General features: G+C 55.0%; 13 protein-coding genes and 1 pseudogene. 7 read left to right on the forward strand and 7 right to left on the reverse strand.

Going from position 1 to position 15762, the window contains the following annotated elements; translation table 11 throughout:
- From ABLV75_RS17625 to ABLV75_RS17655, 7 genes and pseudogenes are all read left to right on the forward strand, one after another.
- Positions 1 to 317: pseudogene (locus ABLV75_RS17625) on the forward strand (phosphomannomutase CpsG); the annotation flags it as partial.
- A gap of 1 nt (position 318) precedes the next feature.
- Complete coding sequence (gene wzm / locus ABLV75_RS17630; RefSeq protein ID WP_026055979.1) at positions 319 to 1113, forward strand: O8 family O-antigen export ABC transporter permease subunit; 795 nt, start codon at positions 319 to 321, stop codon at positions 1111 to 1113.
- Positions 1113 to 2327 carry an O8 family O-antigen export ABC transporter ATP-binding subunit gene (gene wzt / locus ABLV75_RS17635; RefSeq protein WP_032745105.1) on the forward strand — a complete coding sequence of 405 codons (1215 nt, stop codon included), beginning with the start codon at positions 1113 to 1115 and terminating at the stop codon, positions 2325 to 2327. The genes wzm and wzt overlap by 1 nt, the downstream gene beginning before the upstream one ends.
- Positions 2327 to 3607, forward strand: a complete 1281-nt coding sequence (locus ABLV75_RS17640) for a class I SAM-dependent methyltransferase (protein ID WP_196090385.1) — start codon at positions 2327 to 2329, stop codon at positions 3605 to 3607. Before wzt ends, ABLV75_RS17640 begins: the two co-directional genes overlap by 1 nt.
- A gap of 2 nt (positions 3608 to 3609) precedes the next feature.
- Positions 3610 to 7248, forward strand: coding sequence for a glycosyltransferase (locus tag ABLV75_RS17645; protein ID WP_224227024.1), 3639 nt, complete (start codon positions 3610 to 3612; stop codon positions 7246 to 7248).
- Between the two features lie 65 nt (positions 7249 to 7313).
- Positions 7314 to 8459: a glycosyltransferase family 1 protein gene (locus ABLV75_RS17650; RefSeq protein WP_196090447.1), complete on the forward strand. Its 1146-nt coding sequence runs from the start codon at positions 7314 to 7316 to the stop codon at positions 8457 to 8459.
- 9 nt (positions 8460 to 8468) lie between these two features.
- Positions 8469 to 9584: a glycosyltransferase family 4 protein gene (locus ABLV75_RS17655; RefSeq protein ID WP_004103657.1), complete on the forward strand. Its 1116-nt coding sequence runs from the start codon at positions 8469 to 8471 to the stop codon at positions 9582 to 9584.
- 41 nt (positions 9585 to 9625) lie between these two features.
- Here ABLV75_RS17655 and hisIE read toward each other — a convergent pair whose 3' ends face one another.
- From hisIE to hisD, 7 genes are read right to left on the reverse strand one after another with little or no spacing between them, the layout of a single operon-like run.
- A complete protein-coding gene (hisIE, locus tag ABLV75_RS17660) occupies positions 9626 to 10222 on the reverse strand; it encodes a bifunctional phosphoribosyl-AMP cyclohydrolase/phosphoribosyl-ATP diphosphatase HisIE (protein ID WP_004103655.1) in 597 nt (198 codons plus the stop codon).
- Complete coding sequence (gene hisF / locus ABLV75_RS17665) at positions 10216 to 10992, reverse strand: imidazole glycerol phosphate synthase subunit HisF (RefSeq protein WP_004113932.1); 777 nt, start codon at positions 10990 to 10992, stop codon at positions 10216 to 10218. The genes hisIE and hisF overlap by 7 nt, the downstream gene beginning before the upstream one ends.
- Entirely contained in the window at positions 10974 to 11711 is a 738-nt protein-coding gene (hisA, locus tag ABLV75_RS17670; protein WP_196090446.1) for a 1-(5-phosphoribosyl)-5-[(5-phosphoribosylamino)methylideneamino]imidazole-4-carboxamide isomerase, read from the reverse strand. The genes hisF and hisA overlap by 19 nt, the downstream gene beginning before the upstream one ends.
- The gene (gene hisH, locus ABLV75_RS17675; protein WP_004103646.1) at positions 11711 to 12301 is read right to left on the reverse strand and encodes an imidazole glycerol phosphate synthase subunit HisH; all 591 of its coding nucleotides are present in this window, start codon (positions 12299 to 12301) and stop codon (positions 11711 to 11713) included. The genes hisA and hisH overlap by 1 nt, the downstream gene beginning before the upstream one ends.
- Positions 12301 to 13368 carry a bifunctional histidinol-phosphatase/imidazoleglycerol-phosphate dehydratase HisB gene (hisB, locus tag ABLV75_RS17680; protein WP_004103644.1) on the reverse strand — a complete coding sequence of 356 codons (1068 nt, stop codon included), beginning with the start codon at positions 13366 to 13368 and terminating at the stop codon, positions 12301 to 12303. The genes hisH and hisB overlap by 1 nt, the downstream gene beginning before the upstream one ends.
- Positions 13365 to 14426, reverse strand: a complete 1062-nt coding sequence (gene hisC, locus ABLV75_RS17685) for a histidinol-phosphate transaminase (protein ID WP_135800782.1) — start codon at positions 14424 to 14426, stop codon at positions 13365 to 13367. The genes hisB and hisC overlap by 4 nt, the downstream gene beginning before the upstream one ends.
- Positions 14423 to 15727: a histidinol dehydrogenase gene (hisD, locus tag ABLV75_RS17690; RefSeq protein ID WP_004103640.1), complete on the reverse strand. Its 1305-nt coding sequence runs from the start codon at positions 15725 to 15727 to the stop codon at positions 14423 to 14425. The genes hisC and hisD overlap by 4 nt, the downstream gene beginning before the upstream one ends.
- Between the last annotated feature and the right edge of the window lie 35 nt (positions 15728 to 15762).

Here is a 15762-nt window from a genome sequence, read left to right on the forward strand (position 1 = left end):
AGCTGCTGTGTCTGAAGAACAGCCCGCTGAAGGCGCTGGTGGCGGACCGGCAGGCAGCGTTCCCGGCGTCGGGGGAAATAAACCGCAAGCTGGAGAACGCGGCGGCGGCAATAGCGCGCATCCGTGAGCGCTATGAACCGGATGCCGTCAACGTGGACACCACAGACGGCATCAGTATTGAATATCCGGAGTGGCGTTTTAACCTGCGCAGCTCGAACACCGAGCCGGTAGTGCGTCTCAACGTGGAGTCAAAAGCAGCGCCTGCGCTGATGAAAGAAAAAACAGCAGAGTTGTTACACCTGTTAAGCGGGGAATAAGGTGAGAGAATTGTTCACGACGATTTATCGTTATCGGGGATTTATCTGGAGCAGCGTTAAGCGCGATTTTCAGGCGCGCTACCAAACCAGTATGCTGGGCGCGCTGTGGCTGGTTTTACAGCCGCTCTCAATGATTCTGGTTTACACCCTGGTTTTTTCTGAAGTCATGAAAGCCAGAATGCCGGATAACACCGGTCCGTTTGCCTACAGTATCTATCTCTGTTCGGGCGTACTGACCTGGGGACTTTTTACGGAAATGCTGGATAAAGGGCAGAGCGTTTTTATTAACAACGCGAACCTGATTAAAAAGCTAAGCTTTCCGAAAATCTGCCTGCCGATTATTGTCACTCTGTCGGCGATCCTGAATTTCGCGATTATCTTTAGCTTGTTCCTGATCTTTATTATCGTCACCGGTAATTTCCCTGGCTGGCTGTTTTTCTCGGTAATTCCGGTTCTTCTGTTGCAGGTGCTGTTTGCCGGCGGCCTGGGCATGATTTTGGGCGTCATGAACGTCTTTTTCCGCGATGTTGGCCAACTGGTGGGCGTTGCGCTCCAGTTCTGGTTCTGGTTTACGCCAATCGTCTATGTCCTCAATTCATTGCCGGGCTGGGCGAAAAATCTGCTGCTGTATAACCCAATGACGCGCGTCATGCAGTCTTATCAGTCGATATTCGCCTATCACCAGGCGCCGAACTGGTATTCGCTATGGCCAGTTCTGGCTCTTGCCGTTATTTTCTGCGTCATCGGTTTCAGGATGTTCCGCAAGCATGCGGCGGATATGGTGGATGAATTATAATGAGCTATATCAGAGTAAATAATGTCGGCAAGGCCTATCGTCAGTATCACTCAAAAACTGGCCGACTGATCGAATGGTTATCCCCCTTTAATACTAAGCGCCACAATCTGAAATGGATCCTTAGCGACATCAACTTTGAAGTCGCGCCCGGCGAGGCGGTTGGCATCATCGGCATAAACGGCGCGGGCAAAAGTACCTTGCTGAAGCTGATTACCGGAACCTCAAGGCCGACGACCGGAGGCATAGAAATCTCCGGGCGTGTGGCTGCGTTACTTGAGCTGGGCATGGGATTCCACTCCGATTTTACCGGTCGCCAAAACGTCTATATGTCAGGACAGCTGCTGGGGCTGTCTTCCGACAAAATCACCGAGCTGATGCCTGAGATCGAAGAGTTTGCCGAAATTGGCGACTATATCGACCAGCCGGTACGCGTCTATTCAAGCGGTATGCAGGTGCGTCTGGCCTTTAGCGTGGCCACGGCGATTCGCCCGGATGTGCTGATCATCGATGAGGCGCTCTCCGTTGGCGATGCTTATTTCCAGCATAAAAGTTTCGAGCGTATTCGCAAATTCCGCCAGGAAGGAACAACGCTGCTGTTGGTATCCCATGATAAGCAGGCGATCCAAAGCATCTGCGATCGCGCCATTTTGCTGAATAAGGGCCGCATTGAAATGGAAGGCGAGCCGGAAGCCGTCATGGATTACTACAATGCGCTGCTGGCTGATAAGCAAAATCAGTCTATTAAACAGGTCGAACACAACGGCAAAACGCAAACTGTTTCCGGCACCGGTGAGGTAACCATTGCTGAAGTGAACCTGCTGGATGAACAGCGTAATGTGACCGAGTTTGCTGCAGTAGGGGAGCGCGTTCACTTGCAGGTCAATGTTCAGGTTAAGGAAGATATTCCTGAACTGGTGGTGGGTTACATGATCAAGGATCGCCTGGGACAGCCTGTCTTTGGAACCAATACGCATCACCTGAATCAGGCGCTCACCTCCCTGAAAAAAGGAGAAAAGCGCTCATTCATGTTCTCTTTCGACGCTAACCTGGGCGTAGGTTCTTATTCCGTTGCTGTCGCGTTACATACTTCAAGTACCCATCTGGGCAAAAACTATGAATGGCGCGATCTGGCGGTAGTATTCAACGTCGTGAATACGGATCAAAAAGAGTTTGTCGGTGTGTCCTGGCTGCCGCCTGAACTGGAGATTTCTTAATGGGTTCGTCGTTTTACCGTTCATTTGAAGAACGACACAGGGGTACGGTCGAAGATATTAAAGGCCGCCTGAGTTTTTATTTACCTTTTCTGGCGCGCTTAAAAGCACGTTATCCGGATGGGGTGATTGCCGATATCGGTTGCGGCCGCGGAGAGTGGCTGGAAATCCTGAATGAAAACGGCATCGCTAACATCGGCGTTGACCTTGATGACGGTATGCTGGCCCGCGCCCGGGAAGCTGGGCTGAACGTGCAGAAAATGGACTGCCTGAAGTTTCTCGAGCAGCAGGAAGACGAAAGCCTTATCGCGCTGACCGGATTCCATATTGCTGAACACCTGCCTTTCGAGGTCTTACAGCAGCTCGTCAAGCATACCCTGCGCGTGTTGAAACCGGGCGGTTTGTTGATACTTGAGACGCCGAACCCGGAGAACCTGAGCGTTGGAGCCTGTTCATTCTATATGGACCCCACTCATCATCATCCGCTGCCGCCGCCGTTGCTGGAATTTTTACCCATCCACTATGGATTCACTCGCGCGATCACTGTACGTCTGCAGGAAAAGGATGCCCTGAAAGCCGCTGATGCGGCGATTAAACTGGTTGATGTTCTGAAAGGCGTCAGCCCCGATTACAGTATTATTGCGCAGAAAGACGCGCTGCCAGAAGTTCTCGCCAGCTTCGAGCCTCTTTTCACTCAGCAGTACGGCCTGACGTTGGATGCCTTAAGCGAGCGATACGACGCAATTCTGCAAGAACAGCAGGCGGATTCAGCCGCCCGGCTGGCGGCGCTCGATAAATCCTACGCCCGGAAAATGGGTGAAATGGCACAGAGTATTCAGCTACTGCAGGGCCAGGTTGGCGAATTAAACCAGTTGGTCGCGCATAATCACCAGCTTCAACAGCAGGTAGCCGATCTGCATAATAGCCGCTCATGGCGAGTCACACAGCCGCTGCGCTGGCTCTCTTTCCAGCGCCAGCTGTTGCGTCAGGAAGGGGCTAAAGTTCGCTGCCGGCGTGCGGCAAGAAAAATATTGCGCAAAGGGATGGCGCTCTCGCTGGTCTTTTTCCATCGCTATCCTAAATCAAAGGTGTATCTGTTTAAGATCCTCAGGAAAACCGGCAGTTATCAACTGTTCCAGCGCCTGTTCCAGCGCGTGATGCTGGTGTCGACGGATCCAATGATGATGGCGAGGTCCAGAAGATACGATGTGGGCACTGAAGAGATGACAAGTCGCGCGTTGAGTATTTATAACGAATTAAAAAATAAAAATACGGAGAAATAACGATGCGTATTGTCATTGATTTACAAGGCGCGCAGACGGAAAGCCGCTTTCGTGGCATCGGTCGTTATAGTGTTTCTATTGCCAGGGCGATTATCAGGAATAATAGCCAGCACGAAGTTTTCATCGCTTTATCCGCCATGCTGGGGGAATCCATCGCTGACGTGAAAGCGCAGTTTGCCGATCTGCTGCCGGCAGAAAATATCGTCATCTGGCACGCTGCGGGTCCGGTGCGGGCGATGGACAGAGGCAATGAATGGCGTCGGGAAAGCGCTGAGCTGATGCGTGAAGCCTTCCTTGAGGGGCTACGCCCGGATGTCGTTTTCATCACCAGCCTGTTTGAAGGGCACGTCGATGATGCCGTCACATCTGTGCATAAGTTTAGCCGCAGCTACAAAGTGGCGGTTCTGCACCACGATCTGATTCCGCTGGTGCAGGCGGAAACCTATCTGCTGGACGACGTTTATAAGCCCTATTACCTGCAGAAAGTTGAATGGTTAAAGAATGCCGATCTTCTGCTGACTAACTCCGCTTATACCGCCCAGGAGGCGATTGAACACCTGCATCTGCAGGGCGACCATGTGCGTAATATCGCCGCCGCGGCGGACCCGCAGTTTTGCATGGCAGAAGTTAGCGCAAGCGAAAAAGAGACGGTTCTTGGCCACTATAGCATTCAGCGCGATTTTGTCCTCTATGCGCCGGGTGGGTTCGATTCGCGTAAAAACTTTAAACGTCTGATTGAGGCCTATTCCGGGCTCAGTGATGAATTACGTCGCGCACATCAGTTGGTGATCGTCAGTAAGCTTTCCATTGGCGATCGTCAGTATCTCGAATCCCTGGCCTCTGCGAATGGCCTGCAGCAGGGGGAGTTCGTGCTGACCGGCTATGTGCCGGAAAACGAACTGATTCAGCTTTACCGGCTATGTAAGCTCTTTATCTTTGCCTCGTTACATGAAGGTTTTGGCCTGCCTGTGCTGGAGGCAATGTCGTGCGGCGCGCCAGCTATTGGCTCGAACGTCACCAGCATTCCTGAAGTTATCGGTAATCCTGATGCCCTGTTTGACCCGTATTCCGTCTCCTCTATTCGGGAAAAAATGACCCAATGCCTGACGGATGCGCATTTCCTGGCGCGTCTGAAAGAGATGGCGCAGCAGCAGGCGCGAAATTTCTCATGGGATAAGGCCGCTGTTACGGCGCTGGAAGCGTTTGAAAACATCGCAGTGCAGGGAAAAAGCGCAGCACACGCTTCGCCAGCGGCGCTGGTTCAGCGCATCCTCGCCATTTCTCAAGGGCAGCCTGAAGATCGCGATTTACGTTTATGCGCGACGGCCATGGATTTCAACCTGAAAACGGCTGAGCTCTATCAGCTTGAAGACGATGCCCTAAACTGGCGCGTAGAAGGGCCTTTCGATAGTTCATACAGCCTGGCGCTTGTGAATCGTGAATTTGCCCGCGCGCTGGCGGGGGATGGCGTCGATGTGCTGCTGCACTCAACGGAAGGGCCGGGGGATTTTGCCCCTGATGCGGCATTTATGGCGCAGGCCGAAAATAGCGATCTGCTTAATTTTTACAATAAATGCCGGTCAATTGAGGCGGGCAAAAAGGTTGATATCCTCAGCCGTAATATCTACCCTCCGCGCGTGGCGGATATGAATGCCCGGGTTAAATTGCTTCACTGCTATGCCTGGGAAGAAACCGGCTTCCCGCAGCCCTGGATACATGAATTCAATCGTGAACTGGATGGCGTCCTGTGTACATCTGAACACGTTCGTAAGGTCTTGATCGACAACGGGCTGAGCGTACCGGCGTTTGTCGTGGGTAACGGCTGCGATCATTGGCTGAACACCCCGGCAAAACCCCTGAACCGCGCCGCAGAGGGGATGTTCCGTTTCCTGCATGTCTCTTCCTGCTTTCCGCGCAAGGGCGTTCAGGCGATGCTGCAGGCCTGGGGCAGGGCGTTTACCCGCCGTGACAATGTCTCGTTGACCATTAAAACCTTTAATAATCCGCATAACGAAATAGACGCCTGGCTTGCGCAAGCGCAAAGCGAGTTTGCAGACTATCCGTTGGTCGAGGTGATTAAAGCGGATATGTCGGCCGAGGAGCTGAAAGGCCTCTATGAAAGCTGTGACGTGCTGGTTGCGCCAGGATGCGCGGAGGGGTTTGGTCTGCCTATCGCTGAAGCAATGCTTAGCGGACTCCCGGCGATTGTCACCAACTGGAGTGGTCAGCTTGATTTTGTGAATTCACAAAATTCATGGTTGGTGGATTATCAGTTCACTCGAGTAAAAACCCACTTTGGTCTGTTTGCATCCACCTGGGCCAGCGTGGATATCGATAATTTAACGGAAGCCCTGCAGCAAGCTGCATCGACGGATAAATCCGCACTGCGGGAAATGGCGGATGCCGGGCGTCAGCGCATTCTATCGCAATTTACCTGGGCGGCAGTCGCCGAGCGCTCTCAGCAGGCTGTTAAGACGTTGCGGGCGCACATTGATATCGCTCAACACCGGGCGCGCATCGGCTGGTTGACGACCTGGAACACTAAGTGCGGTATTGCTACCTATTCTCAGCATTTAGTGGAAAGCGCGCCGCATGGCGCGGATGTGATATTTGCTCCGCAGGTCAGCGCGGAAGATTTAGTTAATCCTGATGAAGATTTTGTTCTGCGTAACTGGATAGTCGGTAAAGAGAACAACTATCTGGAAAATCTTCAGCAGCAAATCGATGCGCTACGTCTTGACGTATTAGTGATTCAGTTTAACTACGGTTTCTTCAATCATCGTGAACTGGCGGCGTTCATTCGCCATCAGCATGATGCCGGACGCGTGGTTGTAATGGCGATGCATTCGACGGTGGATCCGCAAAAAGAGCCGGAATGGAACTTCCGCCTTGCCGAAATGGTGGATGCGCTGGCGCTTTGCGATCGATTGCTGGTACATTCCATTGCCGATATGAATCGTCTGAAAGGGCTGGGTCTCACCGACAATGTTGCCTTGTTCCCCCATGGGGTAATTAATTATTCTGCACCGTCGCCGCGCAATAATCCGCAGGCATTACCCTTAATCGCCAGCTACGGTTTTTGTTTGCCGCATAAGGGATTGATGGAACTTGTTGAGTCCGTCCATCGTCTTAAGCAGGCCGGCAAGCCGGTTCGTCTGCGTCTGGTGAATGCGGAATATCCGGTGGGTGAATCGCGCGATCTGGTTGCGGAACTTAAAGCCGCTTCTCAACGTCTGGGCGTAACCGATCTGGTTGAAATGCATAACGATTTTCTGCCGGATGATGAAAGTCTGCGCTTACTTTCCGAAGCCGATCTGCTGATTTTTGCCTATCAGAATACCGGCGAGTCGGCGAGCGGGGCGGTGCGTTACGGTATGGCGACGCAGAAGCCTGTTGCCGTTACGCCGCTGGCAATATTTGATGACCTGGATGATGCAGTCTTTAAATTTGATGGATGCAGCGTGGATGATATTAGCCAGGGCATCGATCGGATTTTACATTCCATTCGTCAGCAGGATTCATGGGCCAGCGCTACTCAGAAACGAGCCGATGCCTGGCGGGAGCAGCATGATTATCAGGCCGTATCCCGTCGCCTGGTTAATATGTGTCAAGGCTTAGCTAAAGCTAAATATTTTAAATAAAATAGTCCCCTGCATTTTTTGCCTTTTAATGCAGGGGATGCCAGCTTAATGATGTGCCATTCATTATGAAAATTATATTTGCAACTGAGCCAATCAAATATCCATTAACGGGTATCGGTCGTTATTCCCTCGAACTGGTAAAACGATTGGCGGTGGCCAGCGAAATTGAAGAGCTAAAATTATTTCACGGCTCTTCATTTATTGACAGCATTCCCCAGATTGAAAATAAAGCGGATGCCCGAGCCAGCAATCACGGTAAACTGACGGCTTTTTTACGCCGTCAGCCGTTATTGATTGAAGCCTATCGCGTGTTGCATCCGCGTCGCCAGGCGTGGGCGCTGCGCGATTATAAAGATTATATCTATCATGGGCCTAACTTTTATCTGCCGCATCGTCTGGAACGTGCCGTAACCACATTTCATGATATCTCCATATTCACCTGTCCGGAATTTCATCCAAAGGACCGGGTGCGTTATATGGAAAAGTCACTGCGCGAAAGTCTGGACACGGCAAAGCTTATTTTGACGGTATCTGACTTTTCCCGCAGCGAAATTATCCGGCTGTTTAACTATCCTGCCGATCGGATCGTGACGACCCATCTTGCCTGCAGCGGCGACTATATTCCGCGCAGCCCGGATGAATGTCTGCCGGTTCTGCAGAAATATCAGCTGGAGTGGCAGCGCTACGCGCTTTACATCGGCACGATGGAGCCGCGGAAAAATATTCGAGGCCTGTTGCAGGCGTACCAGCTTCTGCCGATGGAGACGCGCGTGCGCTACCCGCTGATTCTCAGCGGTTACCGTGGGTGGGAAGACGATGCGCTGTGGCAGATCGTTGAACGCGGGACTCGTGAAGGATGGATCCGTTATCTGGGTTATGTCCCGGATGGCGATCTTCCGTATTTATATGCGGCAGCCAGAACCTTTATTTATCCTTCGTTTTATGAAGGATTCGGATTACCTATTCTTGAAGCAATGTCTTGCGGTATTCCAGTAGTATGCTCCAATGTCACATCATTACCTGAAGTGGCAGGGGATGCGGGGTTGTTATCCGACCCTAACGATGTAGACGCGATAAGCGCTCATATATTGCAAAGTCTGCAGGATGAATACTGGCGGGAGATAGCAGTAGCGCGCGGTTTTATTCAGGCACAACAGTTTTCGTGGGAAACCTGTACGGCCCAGACGATCGATGCCTATAAATTACTCTAAGGGTGCAAGTTGAGAGTTTTACACGTCTATAAGACCTATTATCCGAATACCTACGGTGGTATTGAACAGGTCATTTATCAGTTGTGCCAGGGCTGCGCTCGTCGGGGGATCGCGGCCGACGTCTTCACCTTTTCCCCGGATAAAAATACCGGGCCAGTGGCTTACGAACAGCATCAGGTTATCTATAATAAGCAATTAATTGAAATCGCCTCGACGCCATTCTCACTCGGCGCGTTAAAGCGATTTAATAAAATTAAAGATAACTACGATATTATTAACTATCATTTCCCGTTTCCCTTTATGGATATGCTACATCTGATGGCGCATCCTAAAGCGAAAACCGTTGTCACCTATCATTCCGATATTGTGAAACAAAAGCGGCTAATGAAATTATATCAACCGCTGCAGGAGCAATTTCTTTCCAGCGTTGACTGCATTGTGGCCTCATCGCCAAACTACGTAGCCTCCAGCCAGACGCTGCAAAAATACCTCGATAAAACGGTGGTCATTCCCTTCGGCCTCGAGCAAAAGGATGTGCAGCATAATCCGCAGCGCCTGGCTTACTGGCGAGAGAAAGTCGGCGAGCGCTTTTTCCTTTTTGTCGGCGCATTTCGTTACTATAAGGGATTGCATATTCTGCTGGATGCCGCAGAGCGCAGTCGACTGCCGATCGTTATTGTCGGCGGCGGCCCGCTGGAAGCGGAAGTTCGCCGTGAGGCTGAACAGCGCGGCCTGAATAACGTGATATTCACCGGCATGCTGAATGATGAGGATAAATATATTCTCTTTCATCTGTGCCGCGGGGTGGTCTTTCCCTCGCACCTGCGCTCAGAGGCGTTTGGCATTACCTTACTGGAAGGAGCGCGGTTCGCCCGGCCGCTGATCTCGTGTGAAATTGGCACCGGAACCTCGTTTATCAACCAGGATAAGGTCAATGGTTGCGTGATCCCGCCGGATAACAGCGCAGCGTTGGTCGAAGCGATGAACGAACTGTGGCACAGTGATGAAACGGCAGCGCGCTATGGCGCAAATTCTCGTCGCCGCTTTGAGGAGATGTTTACCGCCGAACATATGATTGATGCCTACGTGAATCTCTACAGCACGCTGCTGGAGCAGAAACCCTGATAGGCCGCAAATCGCCCCCGCCAGCGCGGGGGCGAAAGGCATCAGTGACGGCTCTTAAGATTGTTAATCACGTCCGTTAAATTCAGCCCCTGATCCTGCAGCAGCACCAGCAGGTGATACATCAAATCCGACGCTTCATTCTTCAGCTCGAACTGGTCATGCACCGTGGCGGCCAGGGCGGTCTCAACGCCTTCTTCTCCCACCTTCTGGGCAATGCGCTTGGTGCCGCTAGCGTACAGCTTCGCGGTGTAAGAGCTCTCCGGGTCAGCATGCTTGCGTTCGGCCAACAGTTGCTCCAGCTGGTAGAGAAACAGCCACTGGTGGCCGGTTTCACCGAAGCAGCTCGATGTGCCTTTATGGCAGGTTGGGCCAATCGGATTTACCAGCGCCAGCAGGGTGTCGTTATCGCAATCCGGGGTGATGCTCACCACGTTGAGAAAATTACCCGACGTTTCCCCCTTGGTCCACAGACGCTGTTTGGTCCGTGAATAAAAGGTCACTTTACCGGTCTCTTCGGTTTTCGCCAGCGCATCCTGATTCATATAGCCCAGCATCAGCACCTCCCCGGAAACGGCGTGCTGCACGATGACCGGCATCAGACCGTCGGTTTTTTGCCAATCCAGCTGTTCACTTAACATACCCTAATCTCCACGCCCTGTGCTGCCAGGTACGTTTTCAGTTCACCAATATTGATAATTTGCTTGTGGAACACTGAGGCGGCCAGCGCGCCGTCGACGTTGGCGTCGCGGAAGGCTTCCAGGAAGTGCTCCATAGTCCCGGCACCGCCGGATGCAATCAGCGGCACGTGGCACACGGCGCGTACCTTGCTTAACTGCTGCAGATCGTAGCCGTTACGCACGCCGTCCTGATTCATCATATTGAGGACGATCTCGCCGGCCCCGCGCTTTTGTACTTCCTGCACCCAGTCCAGCGTTTCCCACTGCGTCACCCGCGTACGGCTCTCATCGCCGGTATATTGATTGACGTGATACTTCCCGCTTTCGGCGTCAAACCAGGTATCGATACCCACGACAATACACTGCACCCCGAACCGATCGGCCAGGCGAGTAATCAGCGTCGGGTCCGCCAGGGCAGGGGAGTTGATGGAGATTTTATCCGCGCCAAAGGAGAGGATTTGCGCCGCCTCTTCCAGCGACTTAATGCCGCCGGCGACGCAGAAGGGAATGTCGATCACTTCCGCAACGCGCGATACCCAGCTTTTATCCACCACGCGACCGTCGCTCGAGGCGGTGATATCGTAGAACACCAGCTCATCCGCGCCTTCGTCGGCATAGCGTTTTGCCAGCGGGACAATATCGCCGATGATTTCGTGATTACGGAACTGCACGCCTTTCACTACCTGGCCGTCGCGAACGTCAAGACAGGGGATTATCCGTTTTGCCAGCATTGAATGGCCTCCGTTACGTTAAATTTACCTTCCAGCAGCGCCCGGCCGACAATCACCCCGCGCACCCCGGTTCCGCGCAGCGCGGCGATATCATGCAGATCGCCAATGCCGCCGGAGGACTGAAACGCCACCTGCGGATAGCGGGCGCAGACTTCTTCATACAGCGAGACGTTAGACCCGGCCAGCGTCCCGTCGCGGGAAATATCGGTACATAGCACGTGCTGCAGGCCGACGGACTGATAGCTCTCCACCAGCTCCTCCAGGGTTACGCCGGAATTCTCCTGCCAGCCGCTAACGGCCACCTGCTTGCTGCCTTGCGCATCGATCCGTACGTCCAGCGCCAGCACCAGATGCTGCGGGCCAAAACGCTTAAACCAGCCTTTCACCACTTCCGGCGACTTCACCGCCGTCGAGCCCACCACCACGCGCGCCACGCCCGCGTCAAGCAGGGCGGCCACGTCTTCTTCCGTGCGCACGCCGCCGCCGACCTGCACCGGCACGTTCACGCCGGCAACCAGCGTTTTCAGCAGCGTGATCTGGCGCTTCGCCGGATCTTTCGCCCCGGTCAGATCGACGAGATGCAGCACTTCGGCCCCTTGCGCGGCATAGGATTGCAGGCGCGGCAGCGGATCGTTGCCGTAGTCGCGCTGCTGGCCATAATCGCCCTGATGGAGACGGACGACCGTACCGTCAATTAAATCTAAAGCAGGAATGATCATCACATCTCCAGGAAGTTTTTCAGCAGCTGCGCCCCGGCGCTGCCGGAGCGTTCAGGGTGGAACTGGACGCCAAAAAAGTTATCTTTCTGCACCGCCGCGGTGAAGGCCTCGCCGTAGCTGCACTGAGCGATGGTGTTAACGTTGACCGGCATCGCGTAGCTGTGGACGAAGTAAAAATACGCCCCGTCTTCAATGCCGCGAAACAGACGATCGCCCGCTTTAGCATATACCCGGTTCCAGCCCATATGCGGCAGCGGCAGGCCGTGGTCGGTCATTTTTGGCACGTCCTGGTCGATAATACCCAGCAGGTCGACGCCGTTATTCTCTTCGCTGCGTTTTCCCAGCAGCTGCATACCGAGACAAATGCCCAGCACCGGTTGGGTGCAGGCTTTAATCAGATCGATTAAATCCCGTTCGCGCAGCTGGTCCATTGCCGCCTGAGCCGTCCCTACACCCGGCAGAAACAGCTTATCGGCGCGCAGCACCACGTCCGGGTCACGGCTGACCTGCGGCTCGTAGCCGTGGCGGCTCACCGCAGATTTCACCGAATTGAGGTTGGCGCAGCCGGTATCGAGGATCACCACGTTCATCAGAGTACCCCTTTCGAAGATGGCAGCGTGTCGCCCTGGACGCGGATGGCCTGGCGTAGCGTGCGACCGAAGGCCTTAAACAGGCTCTCAACGCGGTGGTGGTCGTTTTTGCCCTTGGTTTTCAGGTGCAGAGTGACCGCCATGGTATAGGAGAGCGAGCGGAAGAAGTGCTCGACCATCTCGGTGCTCAGATCGCCAACGCGCTGATAGGTAAAATCAGCTTTGTATTCAAGGTGCGGGCGGCCAGAAATATCCAGCGCGCAGCGGGCCAGGCATTCGTCCATCGGCAGCACAAAGCCGAAACGGGCGATGCCGCGCTTGTCGCCGAGCGCCAGCTTCAGCGCTTCGCCCAGCGCAAGGCCGGTGTCTTCCACGGTGTGGTGATCGTCAATATAGAGGTCGCCGCCGACCTTGACCTCCAGACGGAAGCCGCCGTGGGTGGCAATTTGGTCAAGCATATGATCGAAGAAGCCGACGCCGGTGGAGATTTTGCTGCCGCCTTCGCGATCGAGCCACACTTTGACATCCACCTGGGTCTCTTTAGTGATGCGCTCAACGTGGGCGTAGCGGTCGCGACGGGTCAGCTGTTCGCAAATGGTCGGCCAGTCAAGCGTTTCGCGATCGTAGCGCAGTCCGGTAATGCCCATGTTATCCGCCAGCTGAATGTCGGTGGCCCGGTCGCCAATCACGTAGCTATTGGCGGTGTCCATCACCCCTTGCTCCAGCCACGGCAGCACCAGCCTGGTTTTCGGCTTGCGGCAGTCGCAATTATCCGCCGGGAGATGCGGGCAAATCAGCACCTCGTCAAAGTTGACGCCCTGTGAGGAGAAGATCTGCATCATCAGGTTGTGCGGGCCGTCGAACTCGTCCTGCGGCAGGCTGGCGGTTCCCAGTCCGTCCTGATTGGTGATCATCACCAGCTTATACCCTTCCTGCTGCAGCTTGAGCAGGGCCGGGATCACCTGCGGCTCAAACGCCAGCTTATCGAAGCGGTCTACCTGAAAATCAACCGGTGGCTCGGAAATCAGCGTACCGTCACGGTCAATAAAGAGAAACTTCTGGGTCATACATTCTCCGCAGTCAAAGCGTCAATGACGCGCTGGCTCTCTGCACGGGTACCGATAGTGATACGCAAACAGCCGCTTAATGAAGGTTGTTTATTCTGGTCACGTAAGATAATGCCCTGATCCCACAAAGATTTAAACACCGCGCTGGACGCGGTGATCCGCGCCAGTACGTAGTTGGTCTCGGAAGCGAACACCTCTTCCACGCAGGCAATGCTGCGCAGCTGGCTGACCAGATAATCGCGTTCGTTGAGGATCTGCGCCACGCGCTCGCGCATAGCGGCAATCCCTTCCGCACTCAGCGCCTGAGCGGCAATATCGGCGACCGGCGTCGAGAGCGGATAGGGCGCGATAACTTTCAGCAGTACGTTAATGACCTCGACGTTGGCGAGGGTAAAGCCGCAGCGCAGTCCAGCCAGGGCAAACGCCTTGGACAGCGTGCGCAGAACCACCAGATGCGGATACTCGTTCAGCCAGGTTGCCAGCGTCGCCTGCGGGCAGAACTCAATATAGGCTTCATCCGCGACCACGATGGCTTTACCGCGCGCCATCTCCAGCAGGGTGCGGAAATCTTTCGGGTTGATAATCTGTCCGGTCGGGTTATTCGGGCTGCAGACGAAAATCACTTTCACGCCGTCAAGATTGGCTGCGATGCCCGGCAGATCCAGCTGCCAGTCGGCGAGCGTCGGCACCGTACGACAGGTCACGCCGATGGTTTCGGCGCTGACGCTGTACATGCCGTAGGTCGGCGGGCAGTAGAGCACCGCGTCCTGGCCCGGCTCGCAGAAGGTGCGGATCAGTAGTTCAATGCCTTCGTCGGCGCCGCGGCTGACCAGCACCTGCTCCGGCTTAACGCCAGCATACTGCGCATAGCGTTCAATGACGGCTTTCGGCTGCGGTTCCGGATAGCGGTTCAGCGTCTGTTCGGTCAGCTGGAACGCAACCGCGGTGGGGAATTCATTGGCGTTCAGCCAGACGTCGCCCTTACCGCCCAGACGGCGAGCAGACTGATACGGCGTCAGCGCGCGGACGTTGGCGCGGGCTAAATCTTCGATGCTCATGCTTGCTCCTTAAGGGCTGCAACGCGCAGCGTAACGGCGTTTTTGTGGGCGTCCAGGCGCTCGGCGGCGGCCAGTATCTCAATGGTGGAAGCGAGGGCGGCGAACCCGTCGCGGGACAGCTCCTGCACGGTCATGCGTTTCTGAAAGTCCGCCAGGCCGAGGCTGGAGCAGGTCGCGGTGTAGCCGTAGGTCGGCAGCACGTGGTTGGTTCCGGAGGCATAATCCCCGGCGGATTCCGGCGACCAGTCGCCGAGGAACACCGAGCCGGCGCTGGTGATGCCATCGACCAGTTCGCGGGCGTTGCGGGTCTGAATAATCAGGTGTTCAGGGCCGTACTGGTTGGATATTTCCACGCACTGGGCGATATCGCGGGCCACGATGATCCGGCTGGCGGAGAGCGCCTCACGGGCGGTTTCCGCACGCGGCAGCGCGGACAGCTGGCGCTCAACGGCTTCGGCGACGCGGGTGGCCATCGCGCTATCCGGCGTCAGCAGGATCACCTGCGAATCCGGGCCGTGCTCCGCCTGGGAAAGCAGGTCAGAGGCGACGAAATCAGGGGTTGCGCCGCTGTCGGCGATCACCAGCACTTCCGATGGCCCGGCGGGCATATCGATAGCCGCGCCGTCAAGACGCTGGCTCACCTGGCGCTTGGCTTCGGTAACGAAGGCGTTGCCCGGGCCAAAGATTTTATCGACTTTCGTCACCGACTCCGTGCCGAAGGCGAGGGCGGCAATTGCCTGCGCGCCGCCGACGTTAAAGATATTGCGCACGCCGCATAGCTGGGCGGCATAGAGAATTTCATCGGCAATCGGCGGCGGCGAGCACAGCACTACCTGCTGGCAGCCCGCGATGCGCGCCGGCGTGGCGAGCATCAGGACCGTTGAGAACAGCGGCGCCGAGCCGCCGGGAATATATAAGCCAACGGAGGCGATAGGGCGGGTCACCTGCTGGCAGCGCACGCCCGGCAGGGTTTCCACATCTACGGCCTGCAGCCGCTGCGCGTTGTGAAAGGTTTCGATATTTCTAACCGCTACGGCCATCGCCTGCTTGAGCTCGTCGCTCAGGCGCGCACCGGCGGCGGCAATCTCTTCTTCGCTAACTTTCAGCGCTGTGACCTCGGTTTTGTCGAACTTTGCGCCGTATTCACGCAGGGCCGCATCGCCGTTGTCTTTAACATTATTCAGGATCTCCGCCACCGTTTTGCTGATGCTCTCGGAGGCGGAAATGGCCGGACGCATTAAAAGTTGTTGCTGTTGTTCTGCGCCACAGCCGTTCCAGTCGATAATTGTGTTGAAGCTCATGATTGTTTCCCCTGTTTGTCCCGTGACCGACCCGC

Source organism: Klebsiella sp. CN_Kp066, from assembly GCF_040065135.1.
Classification (GTDB): domain Bacteria; phylum Pseudomonadota; class Gammaproteobacteria; order Enterobacterales; family Enterobacteriaceae; genus Klebsiella; species Klebsiella oxytoca.

Bases quoted from the DNA above. Each gene is read 5' to 3' on its own strand.
- wzt (WP_032745105.1), top strand. From the start codon at position 1,113: ATGAGCTATATCAGAGTAAATAATGTCGGCAAGGCCTATCGTCAGTAT.
- ABLV75_RS17640 (WP_196090385.1), top strand. From the start codon at position 2,327: ATGGGTTCGTCGTTTTACCGTTCATTTGAAGAACGACACAGGGGTACG.
- ABLV75_RS17645 (WP_224227024.1), top strand. From the start codon at position 3,610: ATGCGTATTGTCATTGATTTACAAGGCGCGCAGACGGAAAGCCGCTTT.
- ABLV75_RS17650 (WP_196090447.1), top strand. From the start codon at position 7,314: ATGAAAATTATATTTGCAACTGAGCCAATCAAATATCCATTAACGGGT.
- hisIE (WP_004103655.1), bottom strand. From the start codon at position 10,222: ATGTTAAGTGAACAGCTGGATTGGCAAAAAACCGACGGTCTGATGCCG.
- hisF (WP_004113932.1), bottom strand. From the start codon at position 10,992: ATGCTGGCAAAACGGATAATCCCCTGTCTTGACGTTCGCGACGGCCAG.
- hisA (WP_196090446.1), bottom strand. From the start codon at position 11,711: ATGATCATTCCTGCTTTAGATTTAATTGACGGTACGGTCGTCCGTCTC.
- hisH (WP_004103646.1), bottom strand. From the start codon at position 12,301: ATGAACGTGGTGATCCTCGATACCGGCTGCGCCAACCTCAATTCGGTG.
- hisB (WP_004103644.1), bottom strand. From the start codon at position 13,368: ATGACCCAGAAGTTTCTCTTTATTGACCGTGACGGTACGCTGATTTCC.
- hisC (WP_135800782.1), bottom strand. From the start codon at position 14,426: ATGAGCATCGAAGATTTAGCCCGCGCCAACGTCCGCGCGCTGACGCCG.
- hisD (WP_004103640.1), bottom strand. From the start codon at position 15,727: ATGAGCTTCAACACAATTATCGACTGGAACGGCTGTGGCGCAGAACAA.